We start from the raw sequence: 15,711 nt of genomic DNA, 5'->3' as shown, positions 1-15,711 counted from the left end.
GGTGGCCGGACACGATCTCATAGCCGCCATCCTCACGGGGACGGACGATAGCGGGCTGGGTCACGCCCTTGTCCTTAACGCTGGACACCATAGCCCGCATTTCTTCATCGTCCCGGACTTCAAAGGGATGGTTCTTGAAGGCGTGGAGTTCGTTCAGCTTGATATAGACGATCTGCTCCTTGCCCCGGCGTGGAGCATCCTTCGGTTTTTCGGGTTCCTTCGGAGCGGGAGCGGCCTGTACCGTTGGAGCCGTTTTTTTCTCCGGTTCCTTTTTGACCGCCTTTTCCGTTTTCTGTGCGGGAGCTTTGGATTTCGAGGCTGCGTCCTTGTCCTTATCTGCTTTCGGGGGACGGCCCCGGCGCTTCGGCTGTTCCGGCTCTTTGGGTTTTTCCTCTGCTTTTTTCGGAGCCTCCGGCTGCTTTTCCGGTTTCTCCGCTTTTGCCGGGTCAGGCTTTTCCACGCCGGGAGCTGCCGCTCGTTCCTCGGCTTTCTTTTCCTTCATAATTTCAGCGAAGTTATAGACAGAAACCTGTGGGGTCTTTACCTCTGGTTCCGTCTTTTTTTCCGGCTCCGGGGAAACGGAAACCTTCTCCGACTCTTTTGGGGGATTAGGCGGTGTTTCCTTGCCCGGCCCGCTATCCGTTACCGGCTGTTCCGGCGTTTTTGTGGTTTTATCATCTGCCATAAGCATTTACCTCCTGTTTTTTGGCATGAAAAAAGGGGCTCAACTTTTCAGTCAAGCCCCCGTGGGAAGTTCCTCCTTTCTCCGCCATGATACAAAAATACCGCCCGTAGTCTCGTTTGGGCGGTACTTTGTGTAAGATTGGCAGTCCATTATTAAGTTTTTTATTATGTTCCCTTTGTACACCGTTGCAAGACAAGTGTTTTGCCAATAATGCAAATTTATCTTCCATAATTCTACCAGAAAAGAGCAAACAATATTTTTAAAATGCAAAATTTTGTTGCCACCTTCAAAACTAATTGTCGTTTATGCAAACGCATTGTATAATGGACTTGATTAACATAACGCACAAAACTGTAAAATACGGCAGATAATCACAAAATATGCGGAGAGGGTGGAAACGTGGCAATCAGTTACAACAAGTTATGGAAACTGCTTATTGATAAAAACATGAAAAAGATGGACTTGCGTAATGCCGCCGGAATATCTACGAATGCCCTGGCAAAGCTTGGCAAAAACAAAAATGTAAGCACAGGCATCCTGGAAAAAATATGCTTTGCCTGAACTGTCAGGTAGAAGATATTATGGAAATTACAGATTCGGAAGACGGCGTAAAGAGAGAAGAAAAATGATTAAATATATTTGTAAGAAATGTAACCTGAATACAGAAACATCTACCTGTCCTGTTTGTGGAGACCGGTCAGAGGTAGAAAATACAACTGTTTTCTGGTGTGATGACTGCAACATCCCTTTATATGATGAAATTTGTCCCATCTGTGGGAAGCAAGCCCACCGGATTGGTTCGGATTTAAGACCGGTATTTCCAGAAGAACGGCTGCTACTTGAGATCATGCTGGGAGAGCCCTTTAAATATAGAAATGCGTCGGTATGGAACGCGTCGGGAAACCTTTATTATGCAAATGGGAAAAAGGTTCCATTTTCCGTAAAGCAGACCAAACTTCTGGATGCGAAAAAAAATACGGGAACAGCTGGATGAACTTTCTCCGCAAAATTCATACGACTTTTTCAATGAAAATATCAATAAGTTCCTTGTCGCGAACAGGCACCGCTATGACTACATCACCAATGAAGCAATGGAATATATCCGAACCATGGCGGAAGGAGTCAGCCTGACTGAGATGTTCGTGTCTTTCAGCGGTGGAAAGGACAGTACAGTTGTATCAGATCTTGTTTTGCGTGCATTGGGGACCCAGCAGGTATTGCATTTATACGGTGATACAACGCTGGAATTCCCAGAATCTGCGAAATACGTAAAGAGATTTAAGGCGGAGCATCCAAAGACCCTTGTGATCACAGCCAAGAACAAGGATAAGAACTTTGATGAACTTTGTGAACAGCTCGGGCCGCCTAGCCGTGTTATGCGATGGTGCTGCACCATTTTTAAGACCGGTGCAATCCAGAGAAAGATTCAGTCATTGTTTAAAAACCAGAAGAGAATCCTTACGTTCTACGGTATCCGAAGGAGTGAATCAAATTCCAGAAATAAATACGACCGAGAATCGGACAGCCCGAAGATCGCAGTACAAAGGACGGTTTCTCCGATCATTGACTGGCTGGACTTTGATGTATGGCTGTATCTTTTGACAACCAAAACGGATTTCAATGACGCATACCGTCTTGGCTATACCAGGGTAGGCTGCTGGTGCTGTCCGAATAACAGTGCCTGGTCCGGTTTCTTATCGGAAATTTATATGCCGGAACAGTATGAGAAATGGCATACACTGCTGATTGACTTCGCAAAGAAGATCGGAAAGCCGGATCCGGAAGTTTACGTGGATGGCGGTTGGTGGAAAGCCAGACAGGGAGGAAATGGGCTGGATTATGCACAGACCTCTGTTTTGACTTTTGAGCCATGTGCTCTGCAGGAAAATACATTGAACTTTGAATTACAGAGACCGATTACTGAGGAATTATACGAACTGTTCAAGCCGTTTGGATATATTAACAAATCCCTTGGCAATGAGCGACTGGGAGAAGTATATGTCGTGGGAAAAGACGGAACCCTTCAGCTGAAATTGCAGGGGAAAATCGGTCAGACCACGTTAAAGGTAAGCGTCCTCAATAAGACTGCCGGACACAGCAACAGTTTAAAGGCAGTGGAGGATAAAGTCAAAAATCAGATTACGAAATACCAGATGTGTATGGGATGCCTTGGCTGTGAAAGCGCATGCCGATTTGGAGCGATCGAGATCATCACGGATCGGTCCGGGCTGGTCTCATACAAAATAAAAGATGATAAATGTGTCCGGTGTGGGCATTGCATCACGCATTATGACGGCGGATGTTACATGCGAAAAGTAATGTGCATCAAGCGCTGAAAAAGAGAGGGAAAATGGAATGGTCAAACGGAAGTATAGATTAAAAGGTCATGAATCCTTCATTTTAAGAGATGGATGGCTGACAAAAGGAATACAGGCAGTGGAAAAAGACAGGGGAGTCTTTTCAAAGAACTCCGGTACAGATGTTCTTGGGGTTGGTACTAACATGGCAAAGGCGATCCGGTATTGGATGAGGACAGCTGGCATCACAAAAGATGTACCTCAGAAAGGCGTGCAGCTTACTGAATTGGGACAGGCAATCGCCAAGTATGACCCATATATCGAAGATGTATTTACACTCTGGATCCTGCATTGTAATATCGCAAGCAATTTTGAGCAGGCTACGACATGGAATCTCTTTTTCAATAAAATGGAGCTGACATCGGCATTTGAACGTGAAGAAATGTACGCGATGGAAAACAGGCTGATTCTGGAATCTACGGGAGAAGAGTCCGTGTCAGAACGTTCCCTTCGGGATGACTGTACAGCAGTTTTAGCCATGTATTCAGGCAAGGATGATCCGGGAAATGATCCGGAAGATAAGAACATCAGTCCGTTTGAAGAACTTCGCCTCATTACCAGGACTGGTAAAAATAAATTTGTGAAATCAAGACCTATGATGAATAAACTGGATTCCTTGGTTGTTCTGTTCTTGATCATTGATGAATTGAATGAAAAAGGCAGCATGCAGATTGATGATACGACAGACGGCGATAACATGCCGGGCAAGCTCCTGAATTTGAACCGGGTTATGGTGAACGATTTTCTGGACGATTTACAGGCAAAGAAATATATCATCGTAAACCGTACAGCGGGTCTTGATATCATTTATCCGGATCAGTGCAAGGAGCTGGATCAGGTGAAAATTCTGGAAAAGCATTATGAAAGGGGCATTACCTCATGAGACTTGTTGATTTAGTAAGGATTGATCACCGGTTTGAAAAATCGGTAAATCTGCTTCTTGATTTGAATGATGAGAGTAAGCTGAAATTATATATTCCAACTCGTTCTTCCATTAAATTACTGGCCGAGTATCTGGAAGAAGTGGATACCTTTTCCGGTAAACGTGCAAATATCCTGATCGGCCCTTACGGAAAAGGAAAGAGCCATTTGCTTCTGGTGTTGCTTGCAATCCTGTCTGGTAATCATACGGAAGAACTGGAATTCCTGCTGAATCGGATCAGCACGATGGATAACGATGCGAAAGCGGAAATAGAAAAGGTCTATAACAAAAAGAAACTGCTTCCGGTTATCGTAAATACAAGCAGTGGGAATCTCTCCCAGGCGTTTGTGAAAAGCTTGAATCAGGCGTTAAAACGGGAAGGATTCACGGATGTTGTACCGGATAATTACTTCTCCAAGGCATTATCTACGATTTCACAGTGGGAAAAACATTACCCGGATACATACAGTGCGTTCAAAAAAGCTTTCCATGATCAGCCGGAAAATGTCGTAAACGGGCTTGAGGCATACGATTACGAAGCATTGGCAAAATTCAAAGACGTATATCCGACACTGACATCGGGAAGTGAGTTCAATCCGGATATAGAAGAGGATGCACTTACCGTTTACCGCTCCGTGAACAAACGCTTATGTGCAACGCATGGATATGACGGTATTTATGTGGTGTTTGATGAATTCAGTAAATATATCGAAGGGCATACGGCAGAAGGATTTTCTGCGGATATGAAAACGCTCCAGGATTTGTGTGAACTTTGTAATTCCTCCAAAGAAGAACAGCTGCATTTGACTTGTGTTGCTCATAAGGCAATCCGCTCTTATGGAGATGCTTTATCCAAAGAAGTGAAAAATGCATTTCTGGGAGTAGAGGGACGACTGATAGAGAAGAAATTTGTTGTTTCCTCCCAGAATAACTATGAGTTGATTGCGGATGCTATCCAGAAAACATCGGAATTTGCGAACTGGAGCAAATCCGACAAAGCCTATCAGGAGATGCTGGAGCATTCCTATCAGATCAGGGAATTCCGTTCCTTATTTGATAAAAATGGTTACGATTTCATTGTAGGAAATGGAGCATTTCCGTTGACACCATTGTCGGCATGCCTTTTGCTTCAGCTGAGTGAGAAAATCGCACAGAATGAACGTACCCTGTTTACGTTCCTGACGAGTAAAGATCTCTACAGTCTGGCATCCTATGTTGAGCAGTGCCCGGACACGGCATTTGCAGGGGCACCGCTGATTTATGATTACTTCTCCCAGCTTTTAGCGGATGAAAAAGACTTCGCTGTACATGGGGAATGGATCAATGCAGAACATGCAATTGAGAAAGCGGAAGATGCGGATGCGAAAAAGATCCTGAAAACCATGGCAGTGATTCGTATGGTTGATTTATCTGATGATATCCCGGTAAATGAGGAATATCTGTACCTGGCAACCGGTTTAGGAAAAGAAGCGATTGAAAATGCCATTGATGCCTTAATAAAGCAAAAACTGATTGCCTTTAATAAAGAAGCAAAGACTTACAGTTTCCATGACAGCGTCAGTGCCAACCTGCAGGAACTTGTTTCGGATGATATCAAAAAGCAGTTTACAAAGATCAATGTGCCGGATGTGTTGAACCGGGTAAATAAGAATAAGTACATTTTGCCGAAGAAATATAATCAGGACCACTGTATGACCCGTTATTTTCAGGTGCATATCATAAATTCTGATTCCTTTATGGCATTATCTTCCATGGATTATCTGCCAAAAGAAAATCACCCGGACGGATATTTATTCCTTGTTTTGAATCAGCATAAGGAAAAGCCGGAGAATATCAGAAAACACCTGGAAGAGTTGAATGACCGTTCCGTTATGGCAGCAATTATTGAACAGATGCCGCACGTAAAATCGAAGGCTCAGAATCTTCTGGCTGTGCAAAAATTATTACTTGATAAAACATTTTTGCAGGAGAATGAGGCAGCTGGCATCGAACTGGAAAACTGGAAGAAAAACCTGTTAAATGATTTAAACCAGGCGATTGCAGATGCCATGGATCAGATTTCCACGCTCTATACAAGAGACGGGATCGAAAAGATGAAGGAAAAGCCTTTAAACCGTGTGATCAGTGATGTTGCGGAACGTGTTTATAACAGGACGCCGCTGATCAACCATGAATCGATCAACCGCCACAGTGTTACTGCACAGTATTCCAAAGCAAGGAATATTATTCTGGATGATATTTTCCATTCAAGGATGTTTGAGCAGTACAGCTCCGGTACAAGTGCGGAAGCAACCATTTATCGTTCCTGCATAGAGTCCACAAAAAATGACAGCAACCTGGCATCAGCCAGAAACGAAATTGTAGAGTTTATCCACGACAGCAAGGGACAAAAAGTTGCCTTTGCAACCCTAGTCAATAAGCTGACAAGCGCTCCTTATGGAATGAGACGCGGCGTGCTCCCGATTTATATTGCAGAGCAGCTGATGCAGTTAGAAGACATGCCGGTTATTTACCATGACAAAACCGAGATTGCATTAAGTCCGAAACTGATTGTGGATGCGGTTGCAGCACCGGATAACCACTATCTGTATGTAGAAGCGGAAACAGTTGAAAAATTGGAGTACATCGAGGGATTGGAAAAACTGTTTTCGGATTATGGCGATTACTGCAAAGAGATCGAGAACATGAACCGCCTTGCAAGATTGAAATGTTTTATCCAGGCGTGGTATCGTTCACTGCCGCAGACAGCAACCACCTTCCAGGTAGGAGACTACCCAAGACAGGATATGAGAAAATTGAAACTATTCCGTAAAGCATTGACCGGGGAACCGAACCCAAGAGAGCTGATTTTTGAGCAGATTCCACGGATATTCGAAACAGATTCTTTATCAGATACATTAAAAGAAGTACAAAAAGCAAAGAAAGACATCGATGTACATACGGAGAGATTAAAAAAGGATGTGGCCGCCGCGATCAAGAAGTCACTTGGCTTACAGCATAATGATAATCTTCAGCAAGGCTTAAAAGTATGGTATGAAAACATCCCGGAAAAAGCAAAGAATAGTATTTTGCCGGCAACATCACAGAGCCTTTTTAATTGTATCCGTGACGTTATAAGCGGGAAATCCATGGATCTGATTGAGAAGCTTGCCAAAACAGCGACCAATTTCTTTATTGAGGACTGGAATGATAAGACGAAAGACGAATTTGAATCCACCTTAAAAACATTGGTAGCAGATCTCAAGAAAAAAGAAGAAGCAGCGGATACACCGCAAAGCAAAAAAATTACGCTTCCGGGAGAAAGCGGAGCAAAGGAATATTTTTATAATTTTGACCCGAACGAATTGTCACCTTCCGGAGTTTTCTTCCAAAGCGCACTGGATGATATGATGGATGAATACGGGGCTCTCGATAACAGTGAAAAGATCGGCATCCTGATGAATCTCGTAAAAAAACTAATGGGGTGAATGGTATGATTTATCTTGATAATGCTGCGACCTCCTTTCCGCGGCCGGAAACGGTCTATCAGGAAATGGATCGCGTAAACAGAACACTTTCCGTGAACGCCGGACGTGGCGGCTACAAAGCCGCCCGCGAGGCATCCGGGATTATTTTTGATACAAAAAAGATGCTTACGGAACTCATGCATTGCACGGGAAAAGCGGATGTTGTACTGACACCATCGGTAACGCAGGCATTCAATCAGGTTTTGAATGGACTCGATATCACATCAGACACTGTGGTGTATATGACTCCGTATGAACATAATGCAGTTGCCCGCACCATGGAAGCCATTAGACAAAGGACGGGATGCACGGTGTCGGTTCTTCCGTTGGGAATGCACTTTGAGATTGATTTAAAGAAAACGGAATATCTTTTCCATGAAAAGAACCCGGACATCGTGATTTCAACGGTAATCAGCAATGTTACCGGCTATAAACTTCCCGTAAAAGAACTTTTTGGGCTGGCAAAACAGTATCATGCCATTACGATTGCGGATGCAGCGCAGGCGGTCGGCCTGATTGATTTAAACTTTGATGACATGAATGCGGATACTATCGGCTTTGCAGGCCACAAAACCCTGTGCGGACCCTTTGGTGTAGGTGGATTTATTCTGTCAAAAGATGTATCATTAAAGTGTATCCTGACAGGTGGAACTGGAAGCGATTCCTTGAATTTATCGATGCCGGAATCCGCACCTGGCAGATATGAAGCTGGCAGTGAAAATATTGTTGCAATTGCCGGGCTTCATGCGGCACTGGAATGGCTAAAAGATAACCAGCACATGGAACGCATAAAGCAACTGACGGATTATCTGGTGAATCAGCTTTCCAAAAATCCGATGGTAACTGTATTTGACATGAAGGAACAGCTCGGAATTGTGTCCTTTGTTATAGAAGGCTACGATTCCGGTGATGTCGGTCGCATATTGGATGATGAATTTGATATTGCAGTACGCACGGGCTATCACTGTGCTCCATATATTCACGAGTATTTGAAAGATACCGCATACGGCGGGACCATACGGGTCGGCATCGGCCCATTCAACACAAAAGAGGACTTGGATGTGTTGTTAGATGCAATTGAAAGTCTGTAGAGGAGGAAAATATATGTCGGAGCAGAAATCAAATTTAGTTGAAATTATAAACAAAATTGAAAAAAATCAGATTTTACTCCCGGATTTTCAGAGAGAGTTTGTATGGAAGGATGAAGACCAGCAGAAACAACTGGTTGCCTCTGTTCTTTGTAAGATGCCAGTTGGCAGTATTCTTTTGCTGGAATCGGATCCGGATGATTATGCAGCCAAAGTAATCGGATGCTCAAAGAAACAAGTTGCAACGACACAGATCAATGGCGAGGTGGAATTTCTCCTGGATGGTCAGCAGAGATTGACAGTGCTTACCAATGTTTTTTCTAATATTATCCATGACAACTGCCCGAAAGTCAGTGAACTGATCGCACCTATGGCATTGAAACGGAGATTCTTTTTAAAACTTCCAAAATGGAAAGACCGTCCGGATAAAGAAGAAGACTGGTTTGGCATCGGAAATCTGGAATTCCCGATTGAAAATCCCAATACAGATCTTCCGCCATTTTTGACATCGCAGATATTAAAATATATTCATGTAGAGTCATTTAATGCGAATGATAAGAAACCGTATAATCCGGCAGAAAAGCTTACCCCATTATTAGACGAATATTGTACTTCGTTCCGAGATGGTTACCTGATTCCAATGTTTTTGATGGCAACACCAATCGGAAAAAATAAAAGTTCCATTGTACTTCGTTTTGGAGATATCATCGAAAAAGTTGCAAAAGCAATCGCTTCAGAAATTAAGGCAGCATATAGAGATTACGCAACAACTTCAGAAAAAGATGAGTTTACAAAATATATTTTTGCTGATGACGCTGATAATATTTATAGCCAATTAGACAAAACACAGGCATTTGATGACGAAGTAGACGCAAGAAGCAAAATTTGGACCTCTCAGATTAAGGAGTATTTATCTTCCTGCATCAATTCCATTTTTTTAAGCCAGATTGTAGTCGAAGCATCGCAGCGAGCACGGGCAATTGACATCTATGAGAACTTGAACCGTGGAGGTGTCTGCTTAAACACATTTGACTTGATTATGGCGAGAGTTGCAAAGGTCAATAAGGAGAATTTCTCCAGCCGTATGCATAAGCTGATGATGAGCCAAAAGAACTACCCTGAGAAGGTCCTTCCAGATAAAATGCGTGTGATCCTTTCCAGTAAGATCCAGAACCACACTTATAATGCAACAGAAAATACTGGCTGTTACAATGCATCTAACAACGACTTGAACTCGAAGTATGTGGACATTTTTTTGGATGTACTTAGCATTTATTCCTATGTTCCGGATTTAAACCCAGATACGATCAAACTGGATCATATCAAAAAGGGATTTATCCTCAATCTGAAACCAGAACAGATTGATCAGAACTGTGAAAAGACGATTACGGCAATTGACCGATCCATGTTTTTCCTGCAGACCAGATGTGGCATCCGAACACTTCAGGAAGTCAACTACGCACTGGTGGTTGTTTTGATTGCAGTGGTATTTCTGGAGGATACTTACTTTTATGACCGTGATGTACATGACCTGTTAGAAGGCTGGTATTGGTCCGTTTTATTCTCGGGAGAATATGATAAGGATCAGAATACCACATTTATTAACAACCTGAAAAATATGCTGAAAACCGTCAAGAAACAGTTGAAGACAGACTGGATCGAGTCGATTAAGAAGAATGTATTTTCCATGACAAATTTCTCGGAAAAATCCCTTCTTTTGATGGACAAGGTGTCAGAAGACCGTTATCCGAAACGTGTCATGATATCTTTCGTGTGTCAGTATATGCTGGCTCAGACATATCCGGATATGTTTGATTCTAATAAAACAGTCAGTGTCTTTAGTCCAGATGCTGCAAACTTGGAAGCACATCATGTAATTCCACTTGGCACCGCAAAAAAAGTTGGAGAAGTAACGGCAAATATTAGAAAAGATCCGAAGCATATTTGTAATTCACCGTTAAATTTTGTTTTGATTACTAAGGAAGCCAACAAAGCAATTTCTGATGATGCTCTGGATATTTATGCTAAAAAAATCACTCCAGGAGCAAAGTCTGCATTAAACATCACAAGCTATGTTTCCGAAGATTCAGCAAGTACAAGTGATAAAATTCATAGCATACTGGAAAATCGCTTTGACATGCTGAACGGAAATGTGCAAACTACAATCAACAATAAATTGATGAACTGGAAATAAGAAGGGCGGTGTCTGTATGGGGTTTACTGAATTGCCGATTGCTTTAAGATATCGTTCTGACAGCAATAATTTTCCAAGAGATTTTCTGATTCCGGTTCTTCGAAAAAGCAGAATCTATAAAAGGGCGGTTGGATATTTTTCGACCTCTGCCTTGATTGAGTTATCCTATGGACTGTTTGATTTTGCCAAGAACGGAGGAAGAATTCAGCTGATTTGTTCTCCGAAGCTGGAGGAAGATGATATTGACGCAATCCGCTTTGGATATAAGACGCGGGAAGCAGCCATGATCGAGGCATTGGATGTCAGTCTGACAGATCCAGTGGATGCATTTGAAGAAGAACGTCTGAACTTGGTTGCGACATTAATTGCGAATGGAACCTTGGAAATCAAACTTGCATTTATGGAAAACGATACATACCGCAATATTTATCATGAGAAGATTGCCGTTTTCAAAGATGAAGAGGGGAACCGGATTTCCTATACAGGCTCCGCAAACGCTTCTGCGAATGCATATTGCGATAATTTCGAGTCATTGTATGTTTTCTGCGACTGGCGGGATGAAACGAACCGGAATTATGTTGATATCAGCGAAAGCGATTTTGACCGTATGTGGGAAAATGAAACAGAAAAAATAAGGGTCGTTCCGTTTCCAAGCGTAATCATCGAAAAACTTTCCAAGTTCAGGCGGGATTGTGTAGATTATCAGACGGACGAAAAGCAGTTCTGCGAAGATGAATTTGTAAAGCCGCGGGAATTGTTCCAGATTCCGGAAGATGTTTCCTTACGGGACGTTCAGAAAGAAGCTGTATCAAACTGGATGGAGCTGAATGCCGTGGAATCTTTGCCATGTGTACGGGTTCAGGAAAATCCTACACGGCCCTCGCTTGTATGGTAGCACTGGCAAGACAGAAGCAAGAACAACTTGCTGTATTTATTGTTTGTCCGCAGATTCACTTAGTCGGACAGTGGGAAGAGGACGAGATCAACTGGGGGCCTTCTCCGATCATTGCACATTCACAATCCAAAAACCGACATTGGAAAGAAGATCTGGTACGGTCCTATAAACGATTTCGTAATTATGGAGAACCGTTTGTCTGCATCACAACCAATGATACATTTTCGGGAGAAGCGATCCAACAGATTGTAACGCGTCTAAAGAAAGAGCAGAATGTTTTGCTTATTATCGATGAAGCTCACAATTTCGGAGCAAAAAGTCTATCTGCCTGTCTGCCGGAAAACATCAATAACCGGATTGCATTGTCGGCTACAATCGAACGGTACCGTGATAAAAAAGGAACACAGATGCTTCTTGATTATTTCGGAGAAAAATGCATCGAGTACGATGTGGAGCAGGCAATCAAGGATGGAGCCTTGACGAAGTACCGATATTTCCCTGTACCGGTTTATTTGGAATCGGACGAGCTGCGTGAATACCAGTCTCTGACAGAAAAACTGAAAAAGTTTGTGATTGAAGAAAACGGAAAGCTCAAAATCTCAAAAGAGGGAGAATTACTTCTTTTCAAGCGTTCTCGTGTACTGGCCGGAGCAAGAAATAAACCGGATCTTCTGATTTCCCTTATGCAGAAGTATAAGAACGATGGACACATTCTTGTATATTGCGGGGCAACATCCATGGAGGATGAAGAAACAGGCGATATTGAACGTCAGATTGATGGGGTAACAACAAAGATACGCAATGAGCTACGTATGACAGCCAGACGATTTACCGCAGAAGAAGATTTGAGAGAACGACAGGAAATTAAAAGTCTGTTTCAGGATGGGCTACTTCAAGTAGTAACAGCCATTAAATGTTTGGATGAAGGTGTCAACATTCCATCAATCCGCACTGCATTTATCATGGCAAGTACCAGAAATCCGAGAGAATTCATCCAGAGACGAGGGCGGCTCCTTAGAAGGAGCCCGAATAAAGATTATGCAGAAATCTATGATTTTGTCACTCTACCAAGAGAGTTGTCTTGTGCCAGTCATCTTGATTTTGAGGCAGATCGAAATATTATCATAGGAGAGATGGCAAGGATCCATGAGTTCGGCAAACTGTCAGATAACCCGGCTCAGGCAGATGGTATGATGAATGAGATCATGCGGGCCTATGATGTTTATCTGGATATTGAAGAAGAAATGCAGAAGATGGAGGAGGAATACGATGAGTGAGTCAGTTGATTTGAAAAAAGTGGAAAGTTTGTACCAGACTTTAAGAAAAGCTGAGTGGCAGAATGACCATACCGGTGAATTCGATGATAAACAGATGGTTGATCGTATTGTAAATCATCTGGTCAAAAAGGCGAAGGAAGAGGTGAACGAAATTTGAAATTTAAAGAAATTACGCTTGTTAATTTCATGAGATATAAAGGCAAAAATACGATTCGTTTTTCAACCGATGATAAAATGAATGTCACAGCGATTCTTGGAAACAACACGGTTGGAAAAACAACGATTGCCCAGGCATTCCGCTGGGGACTTTATGGCGAAATCATCTCAACAAATTATGAATCAAAGGAAAAAGCCGTGCTGCCCAATAAAGAAGTCATTGCAGAAATGGGAAATCAGGGAACGGGAGAAGTTTTGGTTGAAATTACGATGTCTGATAAAGTTGATGCGAATGAATTTGAATATAAGTTCGTCAGAAGACAGTCGTTTAAACGTCCGCCGACCAACCCTTACAGCCATGATGTCGTACCGGTGGCAGATGCAAAGCTGACCATGCTGATCAGTAAGAACGGTGTGCCGACAGAAAAAGGCATCATTGACGATAAAATCAACGATTACCGCAGTGGATATGTTCAGTCTAAAATCAATGAATTTTTCCCAGAGAAGTTATCTAATTACTTTTTCTTCGATGGTGAGCGTTGGAATGATAAAAATAACAAAACGGAAGATATCAAAAAATCCATCAACACAATTCTTGGCATTACTTCCATTTTGAAATTAAAAGAGCATTTGAAGGACGGAAACGGTGACTATAAATCTTCCGTAATACAGAAATTGAACAAAAAGATTAAGCCAACCTCTTCGGAATCACAAACGTATCAGAACCGTATTGAACAGTTAGAGCGTTCCATTCAAAATGAAGAAAATGTTATTAGTCAATGCGAACAGGATATGGTCGTGGCTCAAAAGGATATTGAAGAATACGAAAAAATTTTAGAAAGCAATCCGTCTGCTGAAAAAGAACAGCAGCGTTTAAAAAATCTAAAAGACCGAATTGAAGTCAATACTCGGCATAGAAATGGGTATTTTTCCAGTTTCATCAAAGAATTCAGTACCGCAGATAAACTGTTGGTTTCTGAACTGCTTCCGAGTGTAGAAAAAGTTTTGAGTCAGGTAGATCTGGAAGGAAAGGATATTCCGGGTGTTACATCCGATACGATTGATTGGCTTTTAGAGACAGGCACATGCCTTTGCGGCGAAAAGCTGCTTCCGGATCATCCACACTATCAGGCACTGCTTAAATTGCGCGAGGAAGTATACCCAAATAAGATTGGCGGTCCTGCAAAAAATTTGCGAGCACGTTTGAGTGAATGGCAGCAAAGTTCTTCCGATTTGATTTCATCGCTTCATGAAAAAGCAGAAGAGTTTGAATCATATCAGACAGAGATTGATAAAGATACTGATGAGTATAATGATCTGGAACGTCGTATTGATCGTACGCGGAATCTGGAAGAAGTACGGAAACAGTATAAGCGAGCTAAGAACAATCTGGCAAATGCTCAGACGAAAAAAGGAGAGGCTGCTGGTAAAATTAATTCCTATCGGCAGAACATTGATAGTTTTCGGAAACAACTGGAATTATTGGAAAAACAGGATGCTCAGAACAAACCGTATTATCTTGCGATAGAATATGCCAAGGCCGTCTATTTCAGAGCAGCGCAAGATGTTGATAGAGCGGAAAAACCGACCTTAAGAGAATTGAACGAAATCATTGCAGAGAACTTTGAACGTATGTTTAACAGCAAGGAAAAATACGCCTGCTTGGAAAAGGATTATAAAATACATATGTATTATCGCTCCATGAGTGGACTTTCTGACATCGAAGAGAAAAATCTTTCCGTCGGTGAGATGATCGCTGTAAACTTTACTTACATTGTCAGCATCCTGGAGCTGGCAAACCGCAGACGGCTCTCTGAGAAGGAAAAGAACAGTGGTGCCGTCAGACTTCCGTTAGTGCTTGATGCTCCGTTTTCTAACCTGAGTAACGAAAACATTGGTCTGATCGCGAAGAAACTTCCGGAATTTGCAGAGCAGGTTATTATTTTTATGCTGGATAAAGATTGGGAAGCTTCCGGCTTAAAGGAACGTGCATTACCGGAATACTGTTACAGGGTTTCGAAAGAAGCAGCAGCCAATAATTCCACGATCGTTCCGAATGCGGGAGGTGAATTATAATGACCGGAAAAACGAAAACTTCAAATGAAAAGACTTATGATTACTTTAAAACAGATCCGATTGTATTAAATGGTCGTTTTGCACGTTATGCAGATGCTATGTGGGTTCAGAATAAGATTGAGGATAAATCAAAATTCTCCAAACTGTTGGATTTATATGCTGTAGCGGTCATCATTGGCTTTCGTAAAAACAGACGTCTCGCAGACGATAAGATGTCCTCAGATAAGAGAACCATTCAGCTGGATCAAGTAGCAAGTAATTATACGAGATTCTACACGATCATGCAGGTGATTCTGCTTCTGGATGACAGCCGAGGTTTGGATCCAGCCGAAAAAGCAAGAATGGCATTTGATACAAACCCGAAGTCAGAAAAAATGTATACAGAAAACATGGAACTGTTCCATTCCTACGCCCGCGGCGGTCTTGAATATCTGTATGAAGTTCTTGTCACCCGCCCAGTTGGCTTGGATGATGAATTCGAAGATGCAAGGGTATCTAATATCATGGAATTTATCAAGAACCCGATTAATAATGAGGTAATCTAAACAATATCCG

At 42.3% G+C, this 15,711-nt stretch carries 12 protein-coding genes and 1 pseudogene; 12 read left to right on the top strand and 1 reads right to left on the bottom strand.

What is annotated here, in order from left to right:
• Window positions 1–691, bottom strand: a 691-nt coding sequence (locus DWX76_RS11635) for a ParB N-terminal domain-containing protein (RefSeq protein ID WP_182429783.1), incomplete at its 3' end; no start/stop codon positions are given.
• A 393-nt stretch (window positions 692–1,084) separates the two neighbouring features.
• On the opposite strand from DWX76_RS11635, the pseudogene DWX76_RS11625 reads away from it, so the two are divergent.
• From DWX76_RS11625 to DWX76_RS11585, 12 genes and pseudogenes are all read left to right on the top strand, one after another.
• Window positions 1,085–1,314, top strand: a pseudogene (locus DWX76_RS11625) (helix-turn-helix domain-containing protein).
• Entirely contained in the window at window positions 1,311–1,679 is a 369-nt protein-coding gene (locus DWX76_RS14580; RefSeq protein ID WP_243022565.1) for a hypothetical protein, read from the top strand. Before DWX76_RS11625 ends, DWX76_RS14580 begins: the two are co-directional and overlap by 4 nt.
• Entirely contained in the window at window positions 1,648–3,021 is a 1,374-nt protein-coding gene (locus tag DWX76_RS11620) for a phosphoadenosine phosphosulfate reductase family protein (RefSeq protein WP_243022564.1), read from the top strand. Before DWX76_RS14580 ends, DWX76_RS11620 begins: the two co-directional genes overlap by 32 nt.
• 19 nt (window positions 3,022–3,040) lie before the next feature.
• Complete coding sequence (locus DWX76_RS11615) at window positions 3,041–3,925, top strand: DUF4007 family protein (RefSeq protein WP_118570735.1); 885 nt, start codon at window positions 3,041–3,043, stop codon at window positions 3,923–3,925.
• Window positions 3,922–7,431: a hypothetical protein gene (locus tag DWX76_RS11610; protein ID WP_118570734.1), complete on the top strand. Its 3,510-nt coding sequence runs from the start codon at window positions 3,922–3,924 to the stop codon at window positions 7,429–7,431. The genes DWX76_RS11615 and DWX76_RS11610 overlap by 4 nt, the downstream gene beginning before the upstream one ends.
• A 5-nt stretch (window positions 7,432–7,436) precedes the next feature.
• Entirely contained in the window at window positions 7,437–8,561 is a 1,125-nt protein-coding gene (locus DWX76_RS11605) for an aminotransferase class V-fold PLP-dependent enzyme (protein ID WP_118570733.1), read from the top strand.
• A 13-nt stretch (window positions 8,562–8,574) separates the two neighbouring features.
• Complete coding sequence (locus tag DWX76_RS11600) at window positions 8,575–10,752, top strand: DUF262 domain-containing protein (RefSeq protein ID WP_118570732.1); 2,178 nt, start codon at window positions 8,575–8,577, stop codon at window positions 10,750–10,752.
• A gap of 16 nt (window positions 10,753–10,768) precedes the next feature.
• Window positions 10,769–11,647, top strand: a complete 879-nt coding sequence (locus tag DWX76_RS14575) for a phospholipase D-like domain-containing protein (RefSeq protein WP_243022563.1) — start codon at window positions 10,769–10,771, stop codon at window positions 11,645–11,647.
• Window positions 11,599–12,924 (top strand): DEAD/DEAH box helicase family protein, encoded by a 1,326-nt coding sequence (locus DWX76_RS14570; protein WP_243022562.1) that lies wholly within the window; start codon window positions 11,599–11,601, stop codon window positions 12,922–12,924. The genes DWX76_RS14575 and DWX76_RS14570 overlap by 49 nt, the downstream gene beginning before the upstream one ends.
• A complete protein-coding gene (locus DWX76_RS14025) occupies window positions 12,917–13,081 on the top strand; it encodes a hypothetical protein (RefSeq protein WP_182429782.1) in 165 nt (54 codons plus the stop codon). Before DWX76_RS14570 ends, DWX76_RS14025 begins: the two co-directional genes overlap by 8 nt.
• Entirely contained in the window at window positions 13,078–15,156 is a 2,079-nt protein-coding gene (locus DWX76_RS11590; RefSeq protein ID WP_118570731.1) for an AAA family ATPase, read from the top strand. The genes DWX76_RS14025 and DWX76_RS11590 overlap by 4 nt, the downstream gene beginning before the upstream one ends.
• The gene (locus DWX76_RS11585) at window positions 15,156–15,701 is read left to right on the top strand and encodes a hypothetical protein (protein WP_118570730.1); all 546 of its coding nucleotides are present in this window, start codon (window positions 15,156–15,158) and stop codon (window positions 15,699–15,701) included. Before DWX76_RS11590 ends, DWX76_RS11585 begins: the two co-directional genes overlap by 1 nt.
• Window positions 15,702–15,711: the final 10 nt, after the last annotated feature.

The sequence above is a fragment of the Clostridium sp. AF21-20LB genome, assembly GCF_003478795.1.
Lineage (GTDB): Bacteria > Bacillota > Clostridia > Lachnospirales > Lachnospiraceae > Otoolea > Otoolea fessa.
Note: the sequence above shows the minus strand (reverse complement) of the source record. Positions and strands in the feature narration are given on the sequence as shown.

What these genes read in the sequence shown, in the direction of transcription:
- DWX76_RS14580 (WP_243022565.1), top strand. Translation starts at nt 1,311, where the DNA reads ATGATTAAATATATTTGTAAGAAATGTAACCTGAATACAGAAACATCT.
- DWX76_RS11620 (WP_243022564.1), top strand. Translation starts at nt 1,648, where the DNA reads ATGCGAAAAAAAATACGGGAACAGCTGGATGAACTTTCTCCGCAAAAT.
- DWX76_RS11615 (WP_118570735.1), top strand. Translation starts at nt 3,041, where the DNA reads ATGGTCAAACGGAAGTATAGATTAAAAGGTCATGAATCCTTCATTTTA.
- DWX76_RS11610 (WP_118570734.1), top strand. Translation starts at nt 3,922, where the DNA reads ATGAGACTTGTTGATTTAGTAAGGATTGATCACCGGTTTGAAAAATCG.
- DWX76_RS11605 (WP_118570733.1), top strand. Translation starts at nt 7,437, where the DNA reads ATGATTTATCTTGATAATGCTGCGACCTCCTTTCCGCGGCCGGAAACG.
- DWX76_RS11600 (WP_118570732.1), top strand. Translation starts at nt 8,575, where the DNA reads ATGTCGGAGCAGAAATCAAATTTAGTTGAAATTATAAACAAAATTGAA.
- DWX76_RS14575 (WP_243022563.1), top strand. Translation starts at nt 10,769, where the DNA reads ATGGGGTTTACTGAATTGCCGATTGCTTTAAGATATCGTTCTGACAGC.
- DWX76_RS14570 (WP_243022562.1), top strand. Translation starts at nt 11,599, where the DNA reads ATGTGTACGGGTTCAGGAAAATCCTACACGGCCCTCGCTTGTATGGTA.
- DWX76_RS14025 (WP_182429782.1), top strand. Translation starts at nt 12,917, where the DNA reads ATGAGTGAGTCAGTTGATTTGAAAAAAGTGGAAAGTTTGTACCAGACT.
- DWX76_RS11585 (WP_118570730.1), top strand. Translation starts at nt 15,156, where the DNA reads ATGACCGGAAAAACGAAAACTTCAAATGAAAAGACTTATGATTACTTT.